19 protein-coding genes are annotated in these 20236 nt (G+C 61.1%); 11 read left to right on the top strand and 8 right to left on the bottom strand.

The features are described 5' to 3' along the window. The 3 genes from VGL22_RS03885 to VGL22_RS03875 all read right to left on the bottom strand — a co-directional run. Positions 1-819, bottom strand: an 819-nt coding sequence (locus VGL22_RS03885) for an Asd/ArgC dimerization domain-containing protein (RefSeq protein ID WP_465265570.1), incomplete at its 3' end; no start/stop codon positions are given. Then, on the bottom strand, positions 816-1274 hold the full coding sequence (locus tag VGL22_RS03880; protein ID WP_465265569.1) for an arginine repressor: 459 nt from the start codon (positions 1272-1274) through the stop codon (positions 816-818). The genes VGL22_RS03880 and VGL22_RS03885, both read right to left, overlap by 4 nt. A gap of 165 nt (positions 1275-1439) precedes the next feature. Beyond that, positions 1440-2756, bottom strand: a complete 1317-nt coding sequence (locus tag VGL22_RS03875; RefSeq protein WP_465265568.1) for a GGDEF domain-containing protein — start codon at positions 2754-2756, stop codon at positions 1440-1442. Positions 2757-2987: 231 nt separating this feature from the next. Between VGL22_RS03875 and VGL22_RS03870 the strand changes: the two genes are divergently transcribed. Then, positions 2988-4766, top strand: coding sequence for an AMP-dependent synthetase/ligase (locus VGL22_RS03870; RefSeq protein ID WP_465265567.1), 1779 nt, complete (start codon positions 2988-2990; stop codon positions 4764-4766). Here the strand turns inward: VGL22_RS03870 and VGL22_RS03865 are convergent. Next, positions 4696-5361, bottom strand: a complete 666-nt coding sequence (locus VGL22_RS03865; protein WP_465265566.1) for a hypothetical protein — start codon at positions 5359-5361, stop codon at positions 4696-4698. The genes VGL22_RS03870 and VGL22_RS03865 overlap by 71 nt on opposite strands. 271 nt (positions 5362-5632) lie before the next feature. On the opposite strand from VGL22_RS03865, the gene VGL22_RS03860 reads away from it, so the two are divergent. The 4 genes from VGL22_RS03860 (at position 5633) to VGL22_RS03845 (ending at position 8903) form a co-directional block, all read left to right on the top strand. Then, positions 5633-6670, top strand: coding sequence for a 6-phosphofructokinase (locus tag VGL22_RS03860; protein ID WP_465265565.1), 1038 nt, complete (start codon positions 5633-5635; stop codon positions 6668-6670). 201 nt (positions 6671-6871) lie between these two features. Then, the gene (locus VGL22_RS03855; RefSeq protein ID WP_465265564.1) at positions 6872-7387 is read left to right on the top strand and encodes a hypothetical protein; all 516 of its coding nucleotides are present in this window, start codon (positions 6872-6874) and stop codon (positions 7385-7387) included. A 49-nt stretch (positions 7388-7436) separates the two neighbouring features. After that, on the top strand, positions 7437-7895 hold the full coding sequence (locus tag VGL22_RS03850) for a GNAT family N-acetyltransferase (protein ID WP_465265563.1): 459 nt from the start codon (positions 7437-7439) through the stop codon (positions 7893-7895). A gap of 75 nt (positions 7896-7970) precedes the next feature. Further along, a complete protein-coding gene (locus VGL22_RS03845) occupies positions 7971-8903 on the top strand; it encodes a UDP-glucuronic acid decarboxylase family protein (protein ID WP_465265562.1) in 933 nt (310 codons plus the stop codon). 71 nt (positions 8904-8974) lie between these two features. Here the strand turns inward: VGL22_RS03845 and VGL22_RS03840 are convergent, their stop codons facing one another. Next, the gene (locus VGL22_RS03840; protein WP_465265561.1) at positions 8975-10621 is read right to left on the bottom strand and encodes a rhamnogalacturonidase; all 1647 of its coding nucleotides are present in this window, start codon (positions 10619-10621) and stop codon (positions 8975-8977) included. 48 nt (positions 10622-10669) lie between these two features. Between VGL22_RS03840 and VGL22_RS03835 the strand changes: the two genes are divergently transcribed. The 4 genes from VGL22_RS03835 (at position 10670) to VGL22_RS03820 (ending at position 15804) form a co-directional block, all read left to right on the top strand. Further along, complete coding sequence (locus VGL22_RS03835) at positions 10670-11761, top strand: GDSL-type esterase/lipase family protein (RefSeq protein WP_465265560.1); 1092 nt, start codon at positions 10670-10672, stop codon at positions 11759-11761. 397 nt (positions 11762-12158) lie between these two features. Beyond that, the gene (locus tag VGL22_RS03830) at positions 12159-13382 is read left to right on the top strand and encodes a pyridoxal phosphate-dependent aminotransferase (protein WP_465265559.1); all 1224 of its coding nucleotides are present in this window, start codon (positions 12159-12161) and stop codon (positions 13380-13382) included. 145 nt (positions 13383-13527) lie between these two features. After that, positions 13528-14628 (top strand): 2-hydroxyacid dehydrogenase, encoded by a 1101-nt coding sequence (locus VGL22_RS03825; RefSeq protein ID WP_465265558.1) that lies wholly within the window; start codon positions 13528-13530, stop codon positions 14626-14628. Between the two features lie 171 nt (positions 14629-14799). Next, positions 14800-15804 (top strand): TolB family protein, encoded by a 1005-nt coding sequence (locus tag VGL22_RS03820; protein ID WP_465265557.1) that lies wholly within the window; start codon positions 14800-14802, stop codon positions 15802-15804. 169 nt (positions 15805-15973) lie between these two features. Here VGL22_RS03820 and VGL22_RS03815 read toward each other — a convergent pair whose 3' ends face one another. The 3 genes from VGL22_RS03815 to cutA form a co-directional block, all read right to left on the bottom strand. Then, positions 15974-16846, bottom strand: coding sequence for a menaquinone biosynthesis family protein (locus VGL22_RS03815; protein WP_465265556.1), 873 nt, complete (start codon positions 16844-16846; stop codon positions 15974-15976). Positions 16847-16885: 39 nt separating this feature from the next. Continuing rightward, positions 16886-17485 (bottom strand): biotin transporter BioY, encoded by a 600-nt coding sequence (locus VGL22_RS03810; RefSeq protein WP_465265555.1) that lies wholly within the window; start codon positions 17483-17485, stop codon positions 16886-16888. 376 nt (positions 17486-17861) lie between these two features. Further along, positions 17862-18197: a divalent-cation tolerance protein CutA gene (gene cutA / locus VGL22_RS03805; protein WP_465265554.1), complete on the bottom strand. Its 336-nt coding sequence runs from the start codon at positions 18195-18197 to the stop codon at positions 17862-17864. 161 nt (positions 18198-18358) lie between these two features. Between cutA and VGL22_RS03800 the strand changes: the two genes are divergently transcribed. Together VGL22_RS03800 and VGL22_RS03795 are read left to right on the top strand one after the other, a co-directional pair. Then, entirely contained in the window at positions 18359-19768 is a 1410-nt protein-coding gene (locus tag VGL22_RS03800; RefSeq protein WP_465265553.1) for a phosphoglucomutase/phosphomannomutase family protein, read from the top strand. 36 nt (positions 19769-19804) lie between these two features. Then, positions 19805-20200 carry an FtsB family cell division protein gene (locus VGL22_RS03795; protein WP_465265552.1) on the top strand — a complete coding sequence of 132 codons (396 nt, stop codon included), beginning with the start codon at positions 19805-19807 and terminating at the stop codon, positions 20198-20200. Positions 20201-20236 lie beyond the last annotated feature (36 nt).

Here is a 20236-nt window from a genome sequence, read left to right as displayed (position 1 = left end):
CGCGTGCGTCTGCGGTTGCTTGAACCTCACATATACGGTGGACAGGATTCCGCGGGGAATCGGCAGCAGGTGCGGCGTGAAAACGATCTGTTCCGCGGCGAGCCCGACCTGCTCCAAAAGCTCTCCTGTGTGCCTGTGCGTAAACACGCCGTAGGCAGACAAGTTGTCCGCCGCGTACATAAAGTGCGTCTTAGGCGTGGGCGCCTTCCCCGCTCCGCTCACCCCGCTCTTCGAGTCCACAACAATGCCGAAGTCGAGATCCGGCAATCCGGCGTCCACCAAAGGCCTCAGCGGCAGTATCACGGAGGTCGCATAGCAGCCCGGGTTAGCGATCACCTTTGCTTTCGCGATGGCGGGGCGATGCAACTCCGGCATTCCGTACACGGCCTGCTGCTGGACCTCCGAAGCGCGCGCCGAGCCCTCATCTTCAAACGCGTACACCGCCCGATTGGCTGCTTCAGCGAGGCGCCACGCGCCGCTGAGATCGATTACGCGGATGCCCCGTTCCAGCGCCTCCGGTACCCACTTGCGCGATTGCTCATGCGGAGTGGCAAGGAAGAGCACCTGCACGTCGAGGTCGGTGAGCAATTCCCACGAGAACTGCTGCAGCCTCAGATCGCCGCTACGCCGGCTGTCCATCAGTTCGGGATGGATCTCACCCAGCGGAATGCCACCGCGCTCCATCCCTTTTTCGTCCAGGCGGCCTGCGAATACCGGGGGCGTGCCTTTCAGCCGGGGATGGCGCAGAAGTATCCGGGCAAGCTCAGCGCCCGCGTAACCTGTCACTCCAACGACTGCCGTCTGCACCGTTCCGTTCATGACTCCAGCATCATCCTCAAGCGGCTTTCCACTTCCGTTGCGTGCTTGGCGTCCTGGCAGATCACCAGCACCGTATCGTCGCCCGCGATGGTTCCCACCACCTCGGGCCATTGTTCGTAGTCGAGCGCGGCCGCCACCGGCTGTGCTCCTCCCATCATGGTCCGCAGAATCACCTGGTTCATGGCGCGCTGTACGCGCATCCCGAAGCTATCCAGCACCTCTGCCACTGATGGGGGACCACCATCGTCGTCCAGGGCGGCTCCGCCCCCGTTTCCATTGGGGAGCATATATCCAGCCGGCCCTTTGAAGAGGCGCAACTCGTGAATATCGCGCGACAGCGTAGCCTGCGTCACCTCAATGCCCCGCCGGTGCAGCTTGCGCCGCAGCTCGTCCTGGTTGGTTACGGCGGACTTTGCCACCAGATCCCGTATCGCATTGTGCCGCAGGTGCTTCATCGCACGACTTTCTTTCCACCAAATCGAAAGCGCGGCCCTGCGTGGGAGCCGCGCATGTATAAATATACATTCCGATGCATAACTATGCAAAGCTCTTTTCCACAGGTTTGGACCCGAAGAGCGGATTTTCATCAAGCGGAAACAGATAGCAGGGGGTTGCGGTATTTACACGGCCTGCAGCTTCTTCAGCTTTTTACGTTCGTACATGGCCGCATCCGCGCGTTCCAGCAAGTCATCGAGCGGTTCGTTCCTGAGTGGATCGGTCGAGACGTGACCCATGCTGAGACTCAATCGCGGGGTGTCATAGGTTCCTCGTTGAGCCGCCAGCGCGTCCAGGCGGGTCTCAGCCTGTACGATGGCCTCCGGGCTGAACTGCCCCGCCACGCCGAATTCGTCTCCGCCTATGCGCCCCAGGACGTCGGTCTCCCTGAATTGCGTCTTCAGGAAATCCGCTGCTTCCACCAGCAGCTGGGATCCGGCCGCGTGCCCGAGCCGGTCGTTGACCTGCTTGAGATTATCTACGTCGACAAACAGAACTGAAAACGGCTGCCGCGAACGGCGTGCCATCCGCAGAGCATGTTCGGCCAGGAGGTGGAAACCCCTCAGGTTGTAGAGGCCCGTCAACTCGTCGCGCAGGCTGAGGCTCTGAATTTCCCACTCCAGGCGTCGAAATTGCCACGAGATCCACAGCAGGAGCCCTAAAGCGACCATGGTCCCTGCACCAGCCAGACATGCCGCGGCGTAGTTCTCGGTAAAGACGTGATGCCGCAGGATGCGGGCGCGCATCAACTCCCGGGAAATGGGCAGCACCATAACGACGGGGAGAATGCTACGAGCGATGCGGCTCCCCAATCCGCGACCTACAAAAATGGAGAATCGCCCATACTCTGCCCGGCGTGCGGCGGCTGACAAAGTCAGCAGGAAGAGCAGCGCGGTTGCAACAGGCTCGCCCAAATCCGCCTGAATGTTGCCGAAGACATGCAGAGCGCCGAGGAGCGTGCCGGTCAGGAGGCTCAGAACCACCCAGCCGGCTCCAAACAGGGCGCCATCCGAAGCCCACCCTTTCAGTCCCTTGCCCGCCTGGGCAAACACAACCACGATTCCGAGGGAGACAAAGCTGAATCCCAGGAGACGGTTCAGAGCCCCGAGCGAATTGGCATGGTCCTGGATGGCAAGACTCGCGACTCCCAAAAGGGCCGTCAGAGCCCCCAGCGAGGTTCTTGCCACATTCGCGGCGCGGGAATCTTCTACCGTGGAGAGCGCCAGCCCGGCGCCGCAGGCGAGGGCAGCCGCTGAGGTGTTCAGGGGGATCTTGAGCCACTCGACCGTCGTTGAACTGAATGCCGGCACGAATCTTGCGACTAAGCTGGCTCCTGCCATAACCACGGCGGCAGCCAGGCACACCCCTTCCACCTTTTCCAAACCAACCAGCAGGCGGGAATCAGGCTTGTGCAACTGCAAAAGTGTGTGCGTCTTCGGCATGGTGAGGGTGGCTGTCCGGAGAGGGTCTCGCAAACTAGTTTAACGGTCAATTAACCCTTTGAGATTCAATTTGCAGGAATGTTCATATTGTGCAAATCGGAGCGGCCCTTCCCAAGACGATTCCTGCGGCGCCGATGCCTGCAGCATCGGTATTACCCGTAAGCTGGTACACTCTCGATGTTCTCTGAAACTTCCCATGTGACCATGACCTTTCCGGCTCCAATCAGGACTTTGAATGATCTGTTTCTGAGGGTGGCATCGGCCGCTAACCCCCGCGCTGTGCTCTGGCAGGACGCTTCATCCGACTGGCAGCCGCTCTCCTCCGACCAGATTTACCAGCGCGTGCGCGCTGTGAGCCATGCCCTGCATGATTGGGGCGTGCAGAAGGGCGACCGAGTCGCCATCATCGCCGAGAACCGCTGGGAATGGGCCGTCACCGACTTCGCCATTCTCGCGCTCGGAGCCGTCGATGTCCCCATCTACCCCACGCTTACCGGTGAGCAGATCGCCGGGCTTCTCCGCGACTCCGACACGCGAATCGCCTTCGTTTCCACGCGAAAGCAGTTCGACAAGCTGGCGGAGGTCCGCGCCCAGACTCCGCTCCAGCGCATCGTCATCATGGATTCGGCGGAGCCGCCATCAACCGCCGTCCCGTTCGCCCAACTCGTAGCCGAGGCGGACGAGTCCGGCAGCCGGCGCGATGAGGAATTTGACGCCATCGTCCGCTCCGTGCAGCCCGCGGACCTGGCCACGCTCATCTATACCTCTGGCACCACGGGCGAGCCCAAGGGCGTGATGCTCACCCATGGCAACATCGCCGAAAACCAGAACACCGCGGCTCGCGAGTTTGACTTCGGGCGCGACGACGCTTGTATCTCATTCCTGCCGCTGTCGCATATTACGGCCCGCGCTCTCGATTACGTCAATTACGGCCGCGGTGTTCAGGTCATCTACTGCCCGCAGTTCGACCGTCTGCCCTATGCCATGCGCGAGGTGCGGCCCACCACCTTCGTTGGCGTGCCCCGCGTCTACGAGAAGATTCGCCAGGAAGTGGAGCGTCGCGCCTCGCTCAGCCCCGTCCGCAAGCGACTCCTCGCCATGGCGGTCAAAATAGGCTCCCGGCACGTCGAGACGGTTTACGGCGCCCGCAAGCCTGCCTCACCCCTTTGGAAGCTTGCCAACAAGCTGGTGTTCAGCAAGGTGCACCAGGCCTTTGGCGGACAGGTGCACATCTTCATCTCGGGCGGAGCCCCGCTGGGGGTCGACACAGCGCGCTGGTTCGCTTCGGTGGGTGTCGCGGTGTGGGAGGGCTACGGTCTCACAGAGACCTCGCCCGTGATCGCTCTCAACTCGGAGCCGAATCACCGCCTCGGCAGCGTGGGCAAGCCGGTCCCCAATGTCGAGCTAAAATTCGCCGCTGACGGCGAACTGCTCGTGCGCGGGCCGTTCATTTTCAAGGGCTACTGGAACAAGCCCGCAGCAAACGCGGAGTGTTTTGATGCTGAGGGCTGGTTTTATACCGGCGATATCGCGCATCTCGACAACGACGGTTTCCTCTATATCACCGATCGCAAGAAGGAATTGCTCAAGACGTCCGGCGGCAAACTTGTTGCTCCGCAGCCCATTGAGAACAAGCTCAAGACCAGCATTCTTGTCGGACAGGTGGCGCTGATTGGCGACAAGCACAAGTTCATCTCGGCAATCATCTCGCCCAATTTTGCCGCCCTGGAGGAGTGGGCGCGCAACAATGGCCTCGAAGGGGTCACCCGTGCATCGCTGGTTCTGGACCGCCGTGTGAATGCGCTCTATTCCGAGATTGTTCAGGAAGTGAATGCGGGGCTGGCGAACTTTGAGACCATCAAGCGCTTCCGCCTGATCCCCGACGAGTGGTCGCAGGATACGGGCGAGCTGACGCCCTCGATGAAGCTCAAGCGACGGGTTATTGCGGAGCGTTATGCGGAGGTCGTTTCCGCAATTTACGCGGACGAAGCAACCGCACGTGCCGAATAGGTGAGATCAGTCCGCGGCCCACCAGTTGCCGCTTGGTCCACATTCTGTGCAACCCGCGGAAGAACGGCGCGCCCCAGGCGCCCGTGGCCAGAATCGCGCCGAACAGGATCACCGCGTCCACGCTGAGCCTGCCCTCGCGGCTCCAGTAGTCGTTCGGTTCCATGTTCAGCCATAGCGCGAACTCATCCAGTGTGAGCGCTGCGCCCACCCCATAACTCACTGACATGAGACGGCTGAAAAAGATGGACAGCGGCGTATGCGAGCGTCCCAGATCCAGCAGATAGCCGTATCCGGTCAGCAGCAGGATCAGGATGCCCCACACCAGGTGGTGGATGTGATGGCCGCGGACCATCACCCAATCGAAGGGGCCTTTTTTCTGCATGATCAGGTAGACCAGCACGCGCACGCCGACAAACGTGATGAGGAACGAGACAGATGCCATGAACATGCGCTGCCGCGGCCGGTCGGGGATGGTGCTGCGGATCAGGAACCCGAGCCGCGTAAGCTGCAGCAGCACGAGAAGCAGCCCCACCACCGCGCTGGCAAACGCGAGCAGCAGCAAGGTTCCGGGGCCGGGCATCTGGATTGCAAGCATTCGGTCGGGCACGTCTCAATGGGGATTTGGCGCGTCCTCTCATTCTACCGGGACAGCGCTGCCTCTCCCGGTAAGAAGCGCAGGCCAGGTTGCTTTGTCCCTGTTTCGTTTGTCCCTTTTTCCCTGCTTCACCGTGTCCGCCGTCACGAATTCGCTTTACAGCCGCGGAGTACACTGGTTAAGGCGTCGAACCGCGGCTGGCGCGGATGACGATGCCTGCCATTCAGCGGCTATGCGCCGCGCGACTCTTTCAATTCTCAGGAGACTTTCGATGCGAATTGCTCTGTTGACCGGCGGCGGCGACTGCCCCGGCTTGAATGCTGTGATCTATGCGGCGGTGAAGAAGGGAATCAACCACTACGGCGACGAGTTCATTGGCTTCCTCAATGGCTGGCGTGGCGTGCTCGACAATCAGTTCATCCCTCTCACGCTTGAGAGCACCGACGGCATTCAGCTCAGAGGCGGCACCATCCTTCACTCCTCCCGCACCAACGTGAAAAAGATCCCCGGCGGCATCGAGAAGGTCCAGGAAGTCCTCAAGCAGAACAAGATTGACGCCCTCATCGCGCTGGGCGGCGACGATACCCAGTCCGTCACTCTCTTTCTTGCCGAGCACGGCATCAATGCCATCGGCGTTCCCAAGACCATTGACAACGACATTAACGGCACCGATGCCACCTTCGGCTTCGACACCGCCGTCATGATCGCCACCGAGGCTGTTGACCGTATCCACACTACGGCCGATTCGCACAACCGCGTCGTGGTGGTGGAAGTCATGGGTAGAGATGCCGGCTGGATCGCCATGGCTTCGGGCGTTGCCGGCGGCGCGCATGTCACGCTCGTGCCGGAAAAGCCGATCGATATCGACCATGTCTGCGCTCTCCTCAAATACAACTACGATCACGGCAAGCACTACGGCGTGGTTGTGGTCGCTGAAGGCTGCCATCTGCCTGAAGGCGGCCAGGTCACCGGCTCCGGTGAAGTGGACGCCTTTGGACACGCGCGCCTCTCTGGCATTGGCGAAGCGCTCGCCGGCCTGATCGAAAAGAAGACCGGCTTTGAGACCCGCAGCGTGAACCTTGGCCACACCCAGCGCGGAGGCGTGCCTACAGCCTATGATCGCCTGCTTGGGCAGCGTTACGGCCTGCACGCCATCGACATGGTGCATCAAGGCAAGTGGGGCCGCATCGCCGTTCTCCACGGCACGGACATCACCGACATCACCATCAAGGAAGCCATCGCCACCAACCGCCGCCTCGACCAGCGCTTCTTCGACGTCATTGACGGCGTCCAGGCGAAGGTCAAGTAAGCAGCGGCAATTTGTAGCGCCGGTCTCCCGACCGGCTGTAGTGGGGGTCTCCTGACCCCCACAATCGCACTGTGCCACATGCAAAACCGTCCTGTTTGACTCCCCTCCCGAACCGGCCAGTGCAACGATGACTCCACAACAGCTTGCGCATGCATTGGCGCATCCGCGCTGGATGATCCGGGAGCTGTGGGGAGTCCGATTATGCGACCAATTCTGAGCGGCGCGGTGATGGGCGTGTTTTTCCTTGTCCCGAGCGCATTCGCCCGAGATCACTGTGATCACTGGCAAAAGTACTCCGAGGTCTACATGCCCGTTTCCCTGGCTCCGGGCAGGGTGCGAACACCTGAATTTGCCGTCATAAGCGAGGCTTACTTCATCGAGATTCGGGCTGAAAACCGTCTCCCGTTTATTGACATGAAGTGCATGATGGGACTCATCCCAGGTCCTTGGGATCAGCAGGAATGCAATATGGCCGACATTCAACCGGTTCTCAAAGCCGACTGGAAAGTGTGGGACGGTGACAGGGTCGTCGCCCAAGGCTCAAATCCCAACGACTGCGCCTGCGAATTCACAAATGAATTCAGATTGAGAATCTTCGGCCCATTCATCGGCGAAGCCGGAAGGAAATACGTTGTAGAGATGCACCTTACGGCGGACGGAAGCCCGCTGGACGTGACCAATCCACACTTAATCGTTATTCGGGTCAGATACCATTGACGTCCGTGGCTTCCACTGACGATTGACCTCGGACAACTGAAAACCGCCCATGCCCTGCCGTCTCTACCGCCCCTCCGACTTCCCCACGCTCTACGCCATCGAAGAACTCTGCTTCCAGCCACCTCTACGCTTTCCCCGCCCCTACATGCGCAGCGTGATCGATAGTCCCGACTCCGCAACCTGGATTGCCGAAGAATCCGATCAGATGGCCGGCTTCGCCATCGTCGATTGGTCGGGGCCCGCGGCCGACCGCTACGCCTACATTCAGACGCTCGAAGTCTCCCCCCAGCACCGCCGTCGCGGCATCGCCCGCGAACTGCTCACCCGCCTCGAATCCTCTGCCCGCTCCGCAGGAGCCGCCGCCATCTGGCTTCATGTCGACGCAGAAAACGCACCCGCCATTCGCCTCTACGAGGCACACCGATACCAGCAGCAGGGCAGGGAAGAGCATTACTACGCGCGCCGCCGCGCCGCCTACGTCTACTCGAAGCCGCTCGCTAATCCTTGATGCCCGTGGGCAATCGCTCTTCCTTAATGCCTGGCCTGTATCATTTTCTTGTCGCCCTCATCGGAGCCTCCCTCATTGAAGACCCGTGTTCTCGTTACCGGCGCCGCCGGATTTCTTGGCTCTCACCTTACAGACCGCCTCCTCGCCGAAGGCCACAGCGTCGTCGGTGTGGATAACCTCTCCACCGGCAATCCCGCCAATCTCGAGCATCTGAAAAATGAGCCGGGCTTCACACTGGAGCAACTCGATATATGCGAGCCCTTCGACGTCGGACCGGTTGACTACGTCTACAACTTCGCCTCTCCCGCCAGCCCGCCGGGCTATCTGCGTCTCGGTATTGAAACCTTGCGGGTCGGTTCTGTTGGCACGGAAAACGCGCTCCGCATTGCAGAGCGCTATAACGCGGGATTTCTACACGCCTCCACGTCCGAGTGCTACGGCGACCCCATCGAACATCCTCAGTCGGAGTCCTACTGGGGCAACGTAAACCCCATCGGGCCCCGCTCTGTTTACGACGAGTCAAAGCGTTATGCCGAGGCTCTCGTCATGGCGTACCACCGCTATCGCGGCGTTGATTCGCACCTGGTCCGCATCTTCAACACCTACGGCCCGCGCCTCGATCCCGACGACGGCCGCGTGATCTCCAATTTCCTCATGCAGGCCCTGCGCGGAGAGCCGCTGACGGTCTACGGCGATGGACAGCAGACCCGCAGTTTCTGCTACGTAAGCGATCTGATCGAGGGCGTTGTGCGTCTAGCGCGCAGCGAGGAGCATCTGCCCGTCAACATAGGTAATCCCGTTGAGTTCACCGTTCTGGAATGTGCGGAGGAGGTCATCGCCCTTACCTGCAGCAGGGCCGGCATACGCTACGAGTCAGCAGTGGAAGACGATCCCTCGCGCCGCCAACCCGATATCGGCAAGGCTTGCGAACTGCTCGGCTGGGAACCGCAGATCACATTGCGGCACGGGTTGGAACTCTGCCTGCCCTACTTCCGCAGCAAGCTCTAACCGCCCCGCCCTCATCACCGACATACAACTTGTCATCCTGAGCGCAGCGAAGGACCCGCTTCATTCTTCCATCACACCGTCATCTCACTCGGCCCATCCACTGTCTTATCCGCATAGTGCCGGCACCCGAATACCCTGAAGTCTGAGACGCCCTTGAGCCGGAACTGCTCCTTCGTCCCCGGCGCCTTCATGCGAAAAAAGTCCGCGCCCTGCACATCCTCAAGGTGAAACGCCGGGCGCGCGTCCGTCCGCTGCACGGCGATCTCCACGTTGGTCATTTCCAGGTTCTTCGCGTGCCGCGCAAACCATCCCGATGCGGGCAACTGCCCGAACATCGCCGGATCCGGGTACGCTTCCGCCTTTTCCGGCGGCTGTATCCCGGCCAGATCCAACCCGCCCCCGCCCACGTGCTCGAGATACACGTCACTGACCTTCACGTCTTCTACCGGATGCCCCGCGACTCCGGCAATGATCGACGGAAGCAGCGCTGCATTCGAACTGGTCACATTTGAGATGAGAATGCGCTTCATGCGTCCCACCACCGTCTCTGGCTTCGGTCCCCTAAGCCGAGCGCCGAGGCGAAGAAAAAACGGCGCCACCACGTCGCGCATCGTCACCCCGGTAATGGTGATGTCTTCCACGATGGCGCCATCCTCCGATTCAATGGCAACGCCGTGGCATTTTTCGAACACGCAATTCGAAATCGCAATGTTCTTGAATCCACCATTCGACTCCGTGCCACACTTGATACGCCCCGTTCCCCACTGGCCGTCCTTCACATCGCGCAGCTTCCACGTGCCATCGAGCACGCTGCCCAACTCATAGGCGCCGGTCACGTAGCAGTTGGCGATGGTCACATTCTCCGTGGGCCGCGCGTGTCCCAGAGCATAGCTGCTCTTCGGGCAGATCCCGTCGTCCCATGGTGAATTCACCGTGCAGTTCGACACCCGCACATTCCGGCAGCAGTCGATATCGATCCCGTCGCGATTGGTGTCAATCTTCAGGTTGTCGATGGTCATGTTGTCCACGCCCGTCGCCAGAACCCCGAACCATCCTCCCTGCAGAATCGAGAAGTCGCTCAGGATCACGTTGCGGCAGTTCTTCAGGGCAATCCCCTTGTTGCCCACGCCCTTCGCGTTTGAGTCCGGCAGCGCCTTCTCGCGGTCCCATCCCCGGCTCAGGCCTTTGCCGTAAATCAGCCCCGGTCCGAAGATGCCGAAGTCATGAATATCCTCGCCCCAGATCAGGCTATTGTGCCAGTGATTGTGACCGTAGTCCTGGTAGGGCTCCCACGCGCCCTGTGGCTCGGCATTGTCATAGCCTTTCGCTGTGCCATCGTATGGCGTCGACGCTGCGAGGATCGTCGCGCCCTGCTGAAGGTAAAGGGCCACGTTGCTTTTCAGATGGATCGAGTAGCTCGCATACACACCCGCCGGAAAAACCACCGTACCGCCGCCCACGTTTGCGGCTGCATCGATCGCCGCATTGATCGCGCCGCCATCGATGCTCGTTCCATCTCCCTTCGCGCCAAACCTCCGCACGTCGAAATACACCGGCCGTTCGCCTTGACTCCCGCCCGCCTGCGCCCGCGCCGCTGGGCTTGTCAGTAACACCGTTGCGCTACCCGCCACACCCAGTCCCGCCATTTTCAAAAATTCCCTGCGGAAATCCTGCACGCTCAACCTCCGGATCGTTGCGAATTCCAAGTCAGTCCGCATGATAACCTTTCCTGTTTGCCAAACCTGCTTCACAGAAGGCTTTCATTCATGCCGCATCGCCGCATCTGTCTTTCTCTCGCTCTGCTTCTTGCACTTTGCTCAAACGCCCGCCCGCAGTCGCCTCCCGCACTCATCCCTATCAATGACTCGCACCTGCGCCTCATGGGCCGCGCCGACGACCGTGACCCCGCCCACCCGCGCCTGGCATATCCCGCCACCGGCCTGGCATTTCGTTTTAAAGGAACCGGCGCGCAGCTTCAACTCACGGCCGATACACCCAACAGCGCGCTGACGATCGTGATCGATCACAAGGCGCCCACACTCCAGATCCTCAAGCCCGGCGCTAATACGGTCACTATCGCGGAGAATCTCGATGACTTCGCGCACACCGTCGAGATCTACAAACGCACAGAAACATGGCAGGGCAGTGTCACCCTTGAAGGCCTCACCCTCTCGCCCAACGCCACGTTGCTCGATTTGCCGCCGCTCCCGCAGCGCAAGCTCATGTTCGTGGGCGACTCCGTTACCTGCGGCGTCGGCATTGATAACAACGCGCAGTGCACCCACGACCCGCAACTGCCCGATATCAATGCTTACGAGTCTTATGGCATGTTGCTGGGCCGCCGCCTCGACGCTGAAACGCAACTCGTCTGCTATGGCGGCCGCGGCCTGGTGCGCGACTACCGCGGCTTCGTGCTCGCCGACAACGTCGTCAACATTCCCGACTTCTTTACCCTCGCCATCGCGTCAGACAAGCCCGAGGGGCGCGTCCCATGGGATGCCGGCCGCTTTCAGCCCGATGCCATCTTCATGTCCATCGGCACCAACGACATGAACCTCGAAAAAACCAAGCCGCTGGATGAAATCGCCTGGGTTGCCGCCTACGTAGACTTCCTCCACAAAGCCCGCAGCCTCTATCCGCGTTCGCTGATCTTCGTCACGGAAGGCGCGATCGTGACTGACCCGCTGCTGGCCCGCATGGTACAGCGCGCAGCAGCTCAGAGCCTCGATTCCCGCGTGATCTATGCGCCCTCGGAACACTATCCCGGCAACGGATGCAACGGCCACCCCACCGGGATTCAGCACCGCCACATGGCCGACGACTTCGAGGTCACGCTCCGTCGCGCTCTGAACTGGTGAAAGCAGAGGGCAGGTGTGGAGTGTCAACAAGTTGCTGTGATCCAGACCTGATCGGTTATGGGCGGGGCCATGCCGATCCTTGCACTGCGGGCAAGCTCTACGCAGAGACGGACTCGTGTGGGGGCTCTTTTAACGGTTTTGTTGAGTTCTGATAAGACCCAGGGCGGGCTCACACTCCGGGGCCGGTCTGGATGAAACCGCGCGGCTTCCTGAATCCCGTTAAGGTAAGAGCGGATTCCGCTTAACAAGGTTAGGCATCACTCTGTCAATTCCGCATTGCGTATCTTCCCGGCTTCTGCGATTAGGGCTATTGTTCTGGGTGGCCATGGGAAGGCTCTGAGGGTGTGTTTGCGCCTCCGCTTCCCTGACACTTCGTCCTGCGGAGGCTGAAAACTCCATGACTGCCACGGCAATTCGTTTTGATCGCTCCGAATTTTCAAATCAGCCCTTTCCCCTTCGACTGGCAGAGCGCATGCGGCGGCTGGGAACGGAAACCGCGTTCGAGGTGCTGGTGCGGGCACGGGCGTTGGAGGCAAAAGGGCGGGATGTGGTGCATCTGGAGATTGGAGAGCCGGATTTCGATACGCCGCAGAACGTGATCGAGGCTGGCGTGAACGCGCTCCGCGGCGGCTTCACGCATTACGGGCCGTCGGCCGGGTTGCCGAAGCTGCGGGAAGGGATTGCGGCGGAAGTGGGGCGATTCCGCAATATCCAGGTGAGTCCCGAAGAGGTGGTGGTGGTGCCCGGGGGCAAGCCCATCATCTTTTTCTGCATGCTGGCGCTGGCCAATGAAGGTGACGAGGTCATCTATCCCAATCCGGGATTTCCGATCTACGAGTCGATGATCAATTTTGTGGGGGCGCGGGCGGTGCCCATTCCGCTGCGTGAAGAGCGGCAGTTCCGGCTGGATGTGAACGAACTGGCACGGCTGATTACGCCGCGCACGCGGTTGATTATTCTGAATTCGCCTGCGAACCCGACCGGCGGCGTGCTGGAGGAGCAGGACATTCGGGACGTGGTGACGGCCATCGGCGATCGGAACATCATGGTGCTGTCTGACGAGATCTACAGCCGATTGATTTTTGAAGGGCAGCACTTTTCGCCTCTTTCGGTTCCCGAGTTCCGCGAGAGGACGATTCTGCTGGATGGGTTTTCGAAGACGTATGCGATGACCGGCTGGCGGCTGGGGTATGGCGTGATGAGGCCGGACCTGGCGGCGCACATTGCGCGGTTGATGACGAATTCGAACTCGTGCACGGCGAGTTTCACACAGATGGCCGGGGCGGAGGCGCTCACGGGCGATCAGGCGTCGGTGGAACGGATGCGTCAGGCGTTTCGCGAGCGGCGCGACCTGATGGTGGATGGGCTTAACCGAATCAAGGGGTTCCGCTGCCTGCGGCCCAAAGGCGCGTTCTACGTGTTTCCTAACATTGAGGGCACGGGATGGACGTCGCAGCAGCTGGCCAGCGCGCTGCTGGACGAAGCCGGGGTGGCGTGTCTGTCGGGGGCGGCATTCGGAAATTATGGCGAGGGGTATATCCGGTTCAGCGTGGCCAATTCGCCGGAGAATATTCAGAAGGCGCTGGAGCGGATTGAGGAGTGGGTGAAGGCGAGGGGCTAAAGACAAGCGCAGCGAGTTAGAGTCGCTTCGTGGCATGGCGTGGCGAGTTAGCGGTAACTAGATCGGTGGATATGTGCTGTCCCGCCGTGGCGCAGAAAAAAGCCGCGAGGACCGGGCACGGTACATTGTGAGTGAAAGAGGGCACATGGGATTTCGGGTGTTTGCCACCTGCAATATTGGAGACGAAGCGCTGGAAATTCTGCGTCAGCGCGGGTATGAACTGGAGATCTATCCGCAGGCAGATCCGCCGGGGAAGGCGGTGATTCTCAAAAAGGTGCGCGAAGGGATTGATGGGCTGATCACCACGCTGCGCGATCCGATCGATGCCGAGGTGTTCGAGGCGGGTAAGGGGACGCTGAAGGTGGTGGCGCAAATGGCTGTCGGGTTCGACAACATCAACCGCGCCGATGCCAACCGCTATGGAGTTCCGTTTACGAACACGGCCGATGTGCTGACGGAGGCGACTGCGGAGTTTGCGTTTTTCCTGATGGGGGCGGTGGCGCGCAAGCTGTGGCCGAGTGAGCGGCTGGTGCGGGAGAACCGCTGGGGTGCGTGGCATCCGTTTCTCCCATTTCTTGGTGATGAGGTAACGGGGAAGACGGCGGCGGTGATCGGGACAGGACGAATCGGAATGGGGATGATCAAGAAGTGCACCGGTTTTGACATGAACATCCTCTGCTATGACCCGGTGTTCGAGAATGAGGAATTTGCCGGGCACATTCAGGAGGTGATGGATATGCGGCATCGCTACGGGCTGCAGAAGCAGGCGACGTCGATCCGATATGTGCGGTTTGGCGAGGCGCTGGCAAGGGGGGATTTTGTAAGCGTGCATGTGCCGCTGCTGCGCGCGGGCGAGTCGCCGACTCCGACGTACCATCTGTTTAACGACACTACGCTGCGGCAGATGAAGCCGACGGCGTACCTGATCAATACGTCACGGGGGCCGGTGGTGGATGAGGCGGCGCTGGCGCGCGCGATCAAGGAGCACTGGATTGCGGGCGCGGCGCTGGACGTGTTCGAGAAGGAGCCGCTGCCTGCGGATTCGCCGCTGCGCGATGCGGAGATCGAAGACCGGTGTCGCATCTTCCATCACTTTGCCAGCGGGACGAAGGAGACACGGCTTTCCGTTGATCCGAATGTGGGGATGGCGGGCCGATGCGTGCAGGCGCTGATGGATCTGCTGGAAGGCAACTACGAGGGCGACCGCGCGAAGATGCCGTACGTTGTGAACAAAGAGGCGTTTTAGGGGCAGGGAATAGGGAGCAGGGGATGCGCCCCGGGCCGCGCGCTCGCAGCAACTGTAGTACGATTGGCCTTCGGTTCCGAACAGAATTTATGACACACTACGATCCTGCGAACCGGTTCGCGACATTCGCGGGATGTCGGAGTGATTCGTTTGCCCTTGGGAGAATTCACCGTGAAGTCAGTGTGCTCGAAGCTCGTCACCGTGGGACTGCTCTTCGCCTCCGGGCTGGTTGCGCAGAATTCGTCGCAGCCCGCTGCGGCCCCGAAATACCGCACGAATTTCGTCGTGTATGACGTGCAAAAGAAGGCTACGACCACCCTCTTTACTCTCGAGGGCGAGTGGCACGCGCCCAACTGGACGGCCGACGGGAAGTACATAGTCTCCGATATGGGTAACGCGCTCTATCGCATTCCGCTGAGCGGCACCGGCAAGGGCAAACCCGAAAAGATCTATGCGAACTCGGCCATGGTGGCTACCAATGATCATGCTGTTTCATGGGACGGAAAACAGATTGCAGATACCGTGATCAAGCTGCCGATGCCTGCGAAGATCCGCGGGGCGGCGGACATTCCCAATCCGATTCTGGTGATGAACGTGGACGGGAGCGCGGCGCATGAGGTGCACATGGGATGGCTGCATGGGTGGTCGCCGGACGGGAAGCACCTCGTCTACACGGGGACGCTCCAGGACAGCGCAAATCTCTATCGGATTAACGCAGACGGCAGCGGCGAGCTGCGCTTGACGACGAACAAAGCGGCCGATGACGGGCCGGAGTACTCGGCTGATGGGAAGTGGATTTATTTCTGCTCGAACCGGGCAGGGAAGTGGGATGCGTGGCGGATGCCCGCCGAGGGCGCGGGACCGCAGGACAAGCTTGCTGAGCGAGTTACCCAGGGCGCGGACACGCAGGACTGGTTTCCGCACATCTCTCCTGATGGCAAGTGGCTTTATACGCTCTCCTATCCAATGGATCACCCGGACCACACCTACATTGGAGCGGGCATGAAGATCAAGCTGCTGCGTCTGGAGGGCGGCGTGGGGGCGAACGGCGCGGAACTCATAACCGTGAGGACGTTCTTCGGCGGGCAAGGGGCGGGGAATACCGGCGGATGGTCGGCGGATTCGAAGCAATTTGCGTGGACGGAGTACGAGAAGGTCTCAGCGCAGTCGAAGTAAAGCTGAATCTCATTGAAACCGCCCGACGGCTGGAGCCGGCGCAACGTCCCAAACATAGCCACAGACCCTTCGCGTCAGGATGACAGCCTGCGAAGGGCAGAAGAAAAGGCGCGGACGAGCCGCGCCTTAGTCTAGCCACACCTTCAAAACCAGAGTCGATCGCGAGTGCTCAGTCGACGAAATCGACCTTGGGTTCAATGGGAATGATGCCACGCTCGTGGCCTAACGCCAGCAGCTTGCGGATGGCTTCGCGGCCGTCCTTGCCGTAGTCGAGGGTGCGCTCGTTCACGTACATGGCGACGAAGCGGTTGGCTAGCGAAGTGTCAAGATCTCGGGCGAACTGCATGGCGTATTCAAGGGCCGGCTCGCGGTGATCGAGGGCGTGCTGGATGGAGTCGCGCAGCGCCTTGGAGATGATCTTGTGCGACTCGGCGCCAAGAGAGCGGCGGATGGCGTTGCCCCCGAGCGGCAGCACCAGTCCAGTGGTCTCGCGCCACCATACGCCCAGGTCGATGACCTTGCAGAGGCCGCTGGAGGCGTAGGTGAGCTGGCCCTCATGGATGATGAGTCCGGCCTCGTACTTGCCGGCGAGGATGGCGGGGATGATCTGGTCGAAGGGAACGACTTCGGTTTCGATGTCGGGATTGAAGACCTTCAGCGCCAGATAGGCCGTCGTCAGGGTGCCGGGTATGGCGACCTTGATCTTGCCCAGGTCTTCGGGCTGGAGCTTCTTGCTGGATACGACCATGGGGCCGTAGCCCTCGCCCACGCTGCCTCCGCAACCCATCAAGGTGTAGTTGTCCTGCACGTAAGGATAGGCGTGGAAGCTAATGGCAGAGACGTCGTAGAAGGCCTCGTTCTGCGCGCGGCGGTTCAGGGTTTCGATGTCGGTGAGGGTGTGGCTGAAGCGGTAGCCCGGGACGCGGATTTTGTTCGTGGCCAGGCCATAGAACATGAAGGCGTCATCGGAATCCGGACTGTGGGCAATGGAGATTTCACGGACGTCCGCCGTACTGGCAGATCCTGATTGCTGAGTACTCACAGAATGCAGCGTTCCTTTCGAGAGCGAAGCAGTTGAAGGCTAGGAGCGGGGCGCAGTGCGCATCCGGTTCCACTGGAAGCCGAGCGCCGCGGCGAGCACGATCTTGAGGGCATCGCCTGGCAGGAATGGAATGAATGCCTGGGAGAGCACTGTGCCGGCCGAGGCGTGCGTGAAGATGCCGAGCCATAGCGCCCCGGTACTGAGAATGATCACGCTGCCGGCGGCGCTGCTGAGGAGCGCCCAGGAGAAGCTGCGGCGGCTCATGCGCCACAAAGCGGCCACGGCGAAGACTGCAACCGGATAGGAGAGCAGGTAACCGCCGGTAGGTCCAAAGAGATGCGCGAGACCCGAAACGCCTGTGAGGCCGGGTGCGAAGACGGGCAGTCCGGCCGCGCCTTCGAGCAGATAAGCCACAAGAGTGGCAGAGGCGAGACGGGGGGCCAGGAACATGCCCAGGAGCAGAACGGCGAAGGGCTGCAGGGTCAAGGGCACGGGGGTGAAGGAAAGCGGCACTGATACGCGCGCCGAGAGGGCCACCAGCAGGGTGCCGGCCAACACGATGCCTGCGTTCCGCAGAAATTCCGCCGCGGTGGCGCCGGCCGGGCTTGCGGAGATTGCTGCGCGGGTGGGGCTGTTCATGGTGCTTCCTCCGTGTCCGGATTGGTAACCGGGGTGGTACTCCGGTTAGATCGCGAGTTATCTGCCTTCTCCAGCGAAGCCGCCGGCCGCCGGCGCTTTGAGTGCTCGCGCCAGACGTGAAGGGCAACGCCTGCCGACGCAACCAACAGCGCCGCAAGCGAGACGAGAAAGACGATCATCAGCCAGCGCATGGGCTCAGTTCGGATCCCGTACGCCGGCATGATCGCCTCGGTTTGCCCCTGCCCTCGTCTGCTTACGCGGAGCGAGTGCAAAGCTTGCGAGCGCGATGATTTCAGGCAGACGGGAACATCCGCTACCGCCAAGAATAACAGACGCGCCGGCGCTGCTCGGCTGCCTCAAGCTCCGGATCCGCAGCTCAAACTGCGGCCAGGCTGGCCTTGAGCCACTCGCGATATCCCTGGCTTGCCGCCTCGACCGAAAGTACCAGGAACTCGGGTGTTTCGTAGCTGTGCAGGGCGAGGAGGCGGGTGTGCAGAGCCTCCAGCCGGTCTATCTCCGTTTTGAGCAAAAGGAGGGTCTCGGTGCCGGTTTCGATCTCTCCGTGCCAGTGGTAGATCGATTCCACTCCGGGCAGTGACGTGGCACATCCGGCCAGGTGCTCTTCCACCAGGGTGCGCCCGATGCGCGCGGCTTCATCGCAGCTGCCGGCGGTGGTGAGAACGATTCGTACCTCAGGATTTGAGTGAAGCATGGCTGCTCTCCCGCATCAGTATGTCACCGCGGCAACAAAACAATCGATGCGGCGATCGCGGTGGTTGGTGAGCGGGCGTCCTGCCGAGGCCGCTTGCCCAATCCCGGCCCTCGAAGGCAGTATGGAACTTGCGCCGGTAACGCCGGCAGGGAGCGCAAGTGATGGCAAGTGCGATCAAGTTTGGCACCTCGGGTTGGCGCGCCATTGTGGCCGATGAGTTCACGGTTGAGAACATCCGCCTGGCCGTGGCAGGCATTGCCGAGTATGTGAAGACGCAGCCCGGGCCGCTTCGCGTGCTGGTGGGGCGCGACCCGCGTTTCCTGGGCGAGAACTTTGTGGACGTGGCGGCGCGTGTGCTGGCTGGCGCCGGAATCACTCCGGTGATTATTCCTGATCCCGCTCCCACGCCGGCGATCGCGCATGCCGTGCGCACGCTCAAGACGGTCGGTTCCATCAACTTCACGGCGTCGCACAATCCGCCGGAGTACAACGGCATCAAGTATTCGAGCCCGGATGGCGCGCCGGCTCTGCCGGAAGTGACCCAACAGATTGAAGCCGCGGTGAACCGTATCGTTGATAGCGGCGGGAAGGTTCACATGGGCAGCGCGCCGGCGGGCGGCTTCGAGACGGTCGACGTGAAGGAGTCGTTCCTCAAGCGGCTGGGCGAACTGGTGGATGTGAACGCCATCGCGAAGTCAGGAATGAAGGTGGTGTATGACCCGTTCTGGGGTGCGGGGCGCGGCTACAGCTGCCGTCTCCTGCGGCAGGCGGGCGTGAGCGTGGAGACGGTGCACGATTATCGCGATGTGCTGTTCGGTGGGCATGCGCCGGAACCGGACGATCACCTGCTCGACAAGGCCAGGGAGAAGATGCGGCAGATCGGTGCGAAGATCGTCATCGCAACCGACGGCGACGCGGACCGCTTCGGAATCGTGGACGAGGATGGGACCTTCATCCAGCCGAATTACGTAATAGCGCTGCTGTTTGACTACCTGGTGGAGACGCGCGGATGGCGGAACGGCGTAGCCAAGAGCGTGGCCACTACAAACCTGGTGAATGCCCTGGCCGAGCATCACAACGTGCCGCTCTACGAAACTCCGGTAGGTTTCAAGTACATTGGCGAGCTGATCATCGAAGACAAAATCGCCATCGGCGGGGAAGAGTCAGCCGGGCTTACCATCCGCGGGCACGTTCCGGAGAAGGACGGCATCATCGCCGGCCTGCTGGTGACGGAGATGGTGGCGGTCCGGGGCAAGAGTCTGGGCGTGCAGCTTCGGGAACTGTTTGCCAAGGTTGGTTCCTATTACCCGGTTCGCGAGAACTTCCGCTTGACCTCGGAGGTAAAGGCCCGGTTCACTGAGAAGTTGAAGGCCGATCCAACGGAGCTGAGCGGGCGCAAGGTGAAAGAGGTTGTCAGGACCGACGGTCTCAAGCTCATTCTGGATGACGGCTCGTGGGTGTGCTACCGGCTATCCGGCACGGAACCGGTGGTACGCGCGTATACCGAGGCGCGGAGCGAGAAAGATATGGAGTCGCTCAAGGTCGCGGCCGAAAAGTTCGTTATGTCTTAGAACTGGGGATCCATGCGGGAACAAGAAACACCAGACATGTTTGCGCCTCCGGCAGCGGAGCCGGGCCAGAAGCAATCTGCTCCGGCGCCGGTGGCTCATCGCGCGCTCAGCTGGGCGGTGCGGGCGTGGCGCTCGGCCGGAACTGTGGTGGTCGTGGCACTGGCCTTGCTCCTGGGATGGCACGTGGTAAACGGCAGGCACGGGCTTTCCGTCTGGGAGCAGATGCGGGTGGCGGACAAGCAACTGCAGAAGGAGATTACCGACCTTCAGCAGGACAATCAGCGGCTCCGCGTGCGTGTGGACAAGCTGAAGACCGATCCGGATGAGATTGAACATGAGGCGCGGGAGAAGCTTCGCTATGCCAAACAGGGCGAAGTGATCGTGGATCTGTCGAATGAGGTGAAGCCGCCGGCGGGGCAGTCGCCGCGCTAAGGCGAACTCGGAATCGCAAAACAGATCCTTGGCCTG

It is taken from the genome of Occallatibacter sp. (assembly GCF_036502485.1).
In the GTDB taxonomy this organism is placed as follows: Bacteria; Acidobacteriota; Terriglobia; order Terriglobales; family Acidobacteriaceae; genus Telmatobacter.
This window is presented reverse-complemented; position numbering and strand designations above follow the sequence as displayed.

Excerpts from the sequence above, each read along its gene's own strand:
- VGL22_RS03880 (WP_465265569.1), bottom strand. The coding sequence starts at position 1,274 with ATGAAGCACCTGCGGCACAATGCGATACGGGATCTGGTGGCAAAGTCC.
- VGL22_RS03875 (WP_465265568.1), bottom strand. The coding sequence starts at position 2,756 with ATGCCGAAGACGCACACACTTTTGCAGTTGCACAAGCCTGATTCCCGC.
- VGL22_RS03865 (WP_465265566.1), bottom strand. The coding sequence starts at position 5,361 with ATGCTTGCAATCCAGATGCCCGGCCCCGGAACCTTGCTGCTGCTCGCG.
- VGL22_RS03860 (WP_465265565.1), top strand. The coding sequence starts at position 5,633 with ATGCGAATTGCTCTGTTGACCGGCGGCGGCGACTGCCCCGGCTTGAAT.
- VGL22_RS03855 (WP_465265564.1), top strand. The coding sequence starts at position 6,872 with ATGCGACCAATTCTGAGCGGCGCGGTGATGGGCGTGTTTTTCCTTGTC.
- VGL22_RS03850 (WP_465265563.1), top strand. The coding sequence starts at position 7,437 with ATGCCCTGCCGTCTCTACCGCCCCTCCGACTTCCCCACGCTCTACGCC.
- VGL22_RS03840 (WP_465265561.1), bottom strand. The coding sequence starts at position 10,621 with ATGCGGACTGACTTGGAATTCGCAACGATCCGGAGGTTGAGCGTGCAG.
- VGL22_RS03835 (WP_465265560.1), top strand. The coding sequence starts at position 10,670 with ATGCCGCATCGCCGCATCTGTCTTTCTCTCGCTCTGCTTCTTGCACTT.
- VGL22_RS03830 (WP_465265559.1), top strand. The coding sequence starts at position 12,159 with ATGACTGCCACGGCAATTCGTTTTGATCGCTCCGAATTTTCAAATCAG.
- VGL22_RS03825 (WP_465265558.1), top strand. The coding sequence starts at position 13,528 with ATGGGATTTCGGGTGTTTGCCACCTGCAATATTGGAGACGAAGCGCTG.
- VGL22_RS03810 (WP_465265555.1), bottom strand. The coding sequence starts at position 17,485 with ATGAACAGCCCCACCCGCGCAGCAATCTCCGCAAGCCCGGCCGGCGCC.
- cutA (WP_465265554.1), bottom strand. The coding sequence starts at position 18,197 with ATGCTTCACTCAAATCCTGAGGTACGAATCGTTCTCACCACCGCCGGC.
- VGL22_RS03800 (WP_465265553.1), top strand. The coding sequence starts at position 18,359 with ATGGCAAGTGCGATCAAGTTTGGCACCTCGGGTTGGCGCGCCATTGTG.
- VGL22_RS03795 (WP_465265552.1), top strand. The coding sequence starts at position 19,805 with ATGTTTGCGCCTCCGGCAGCGGAGCCGGGCCAGAAGCAATCTGCTCCG.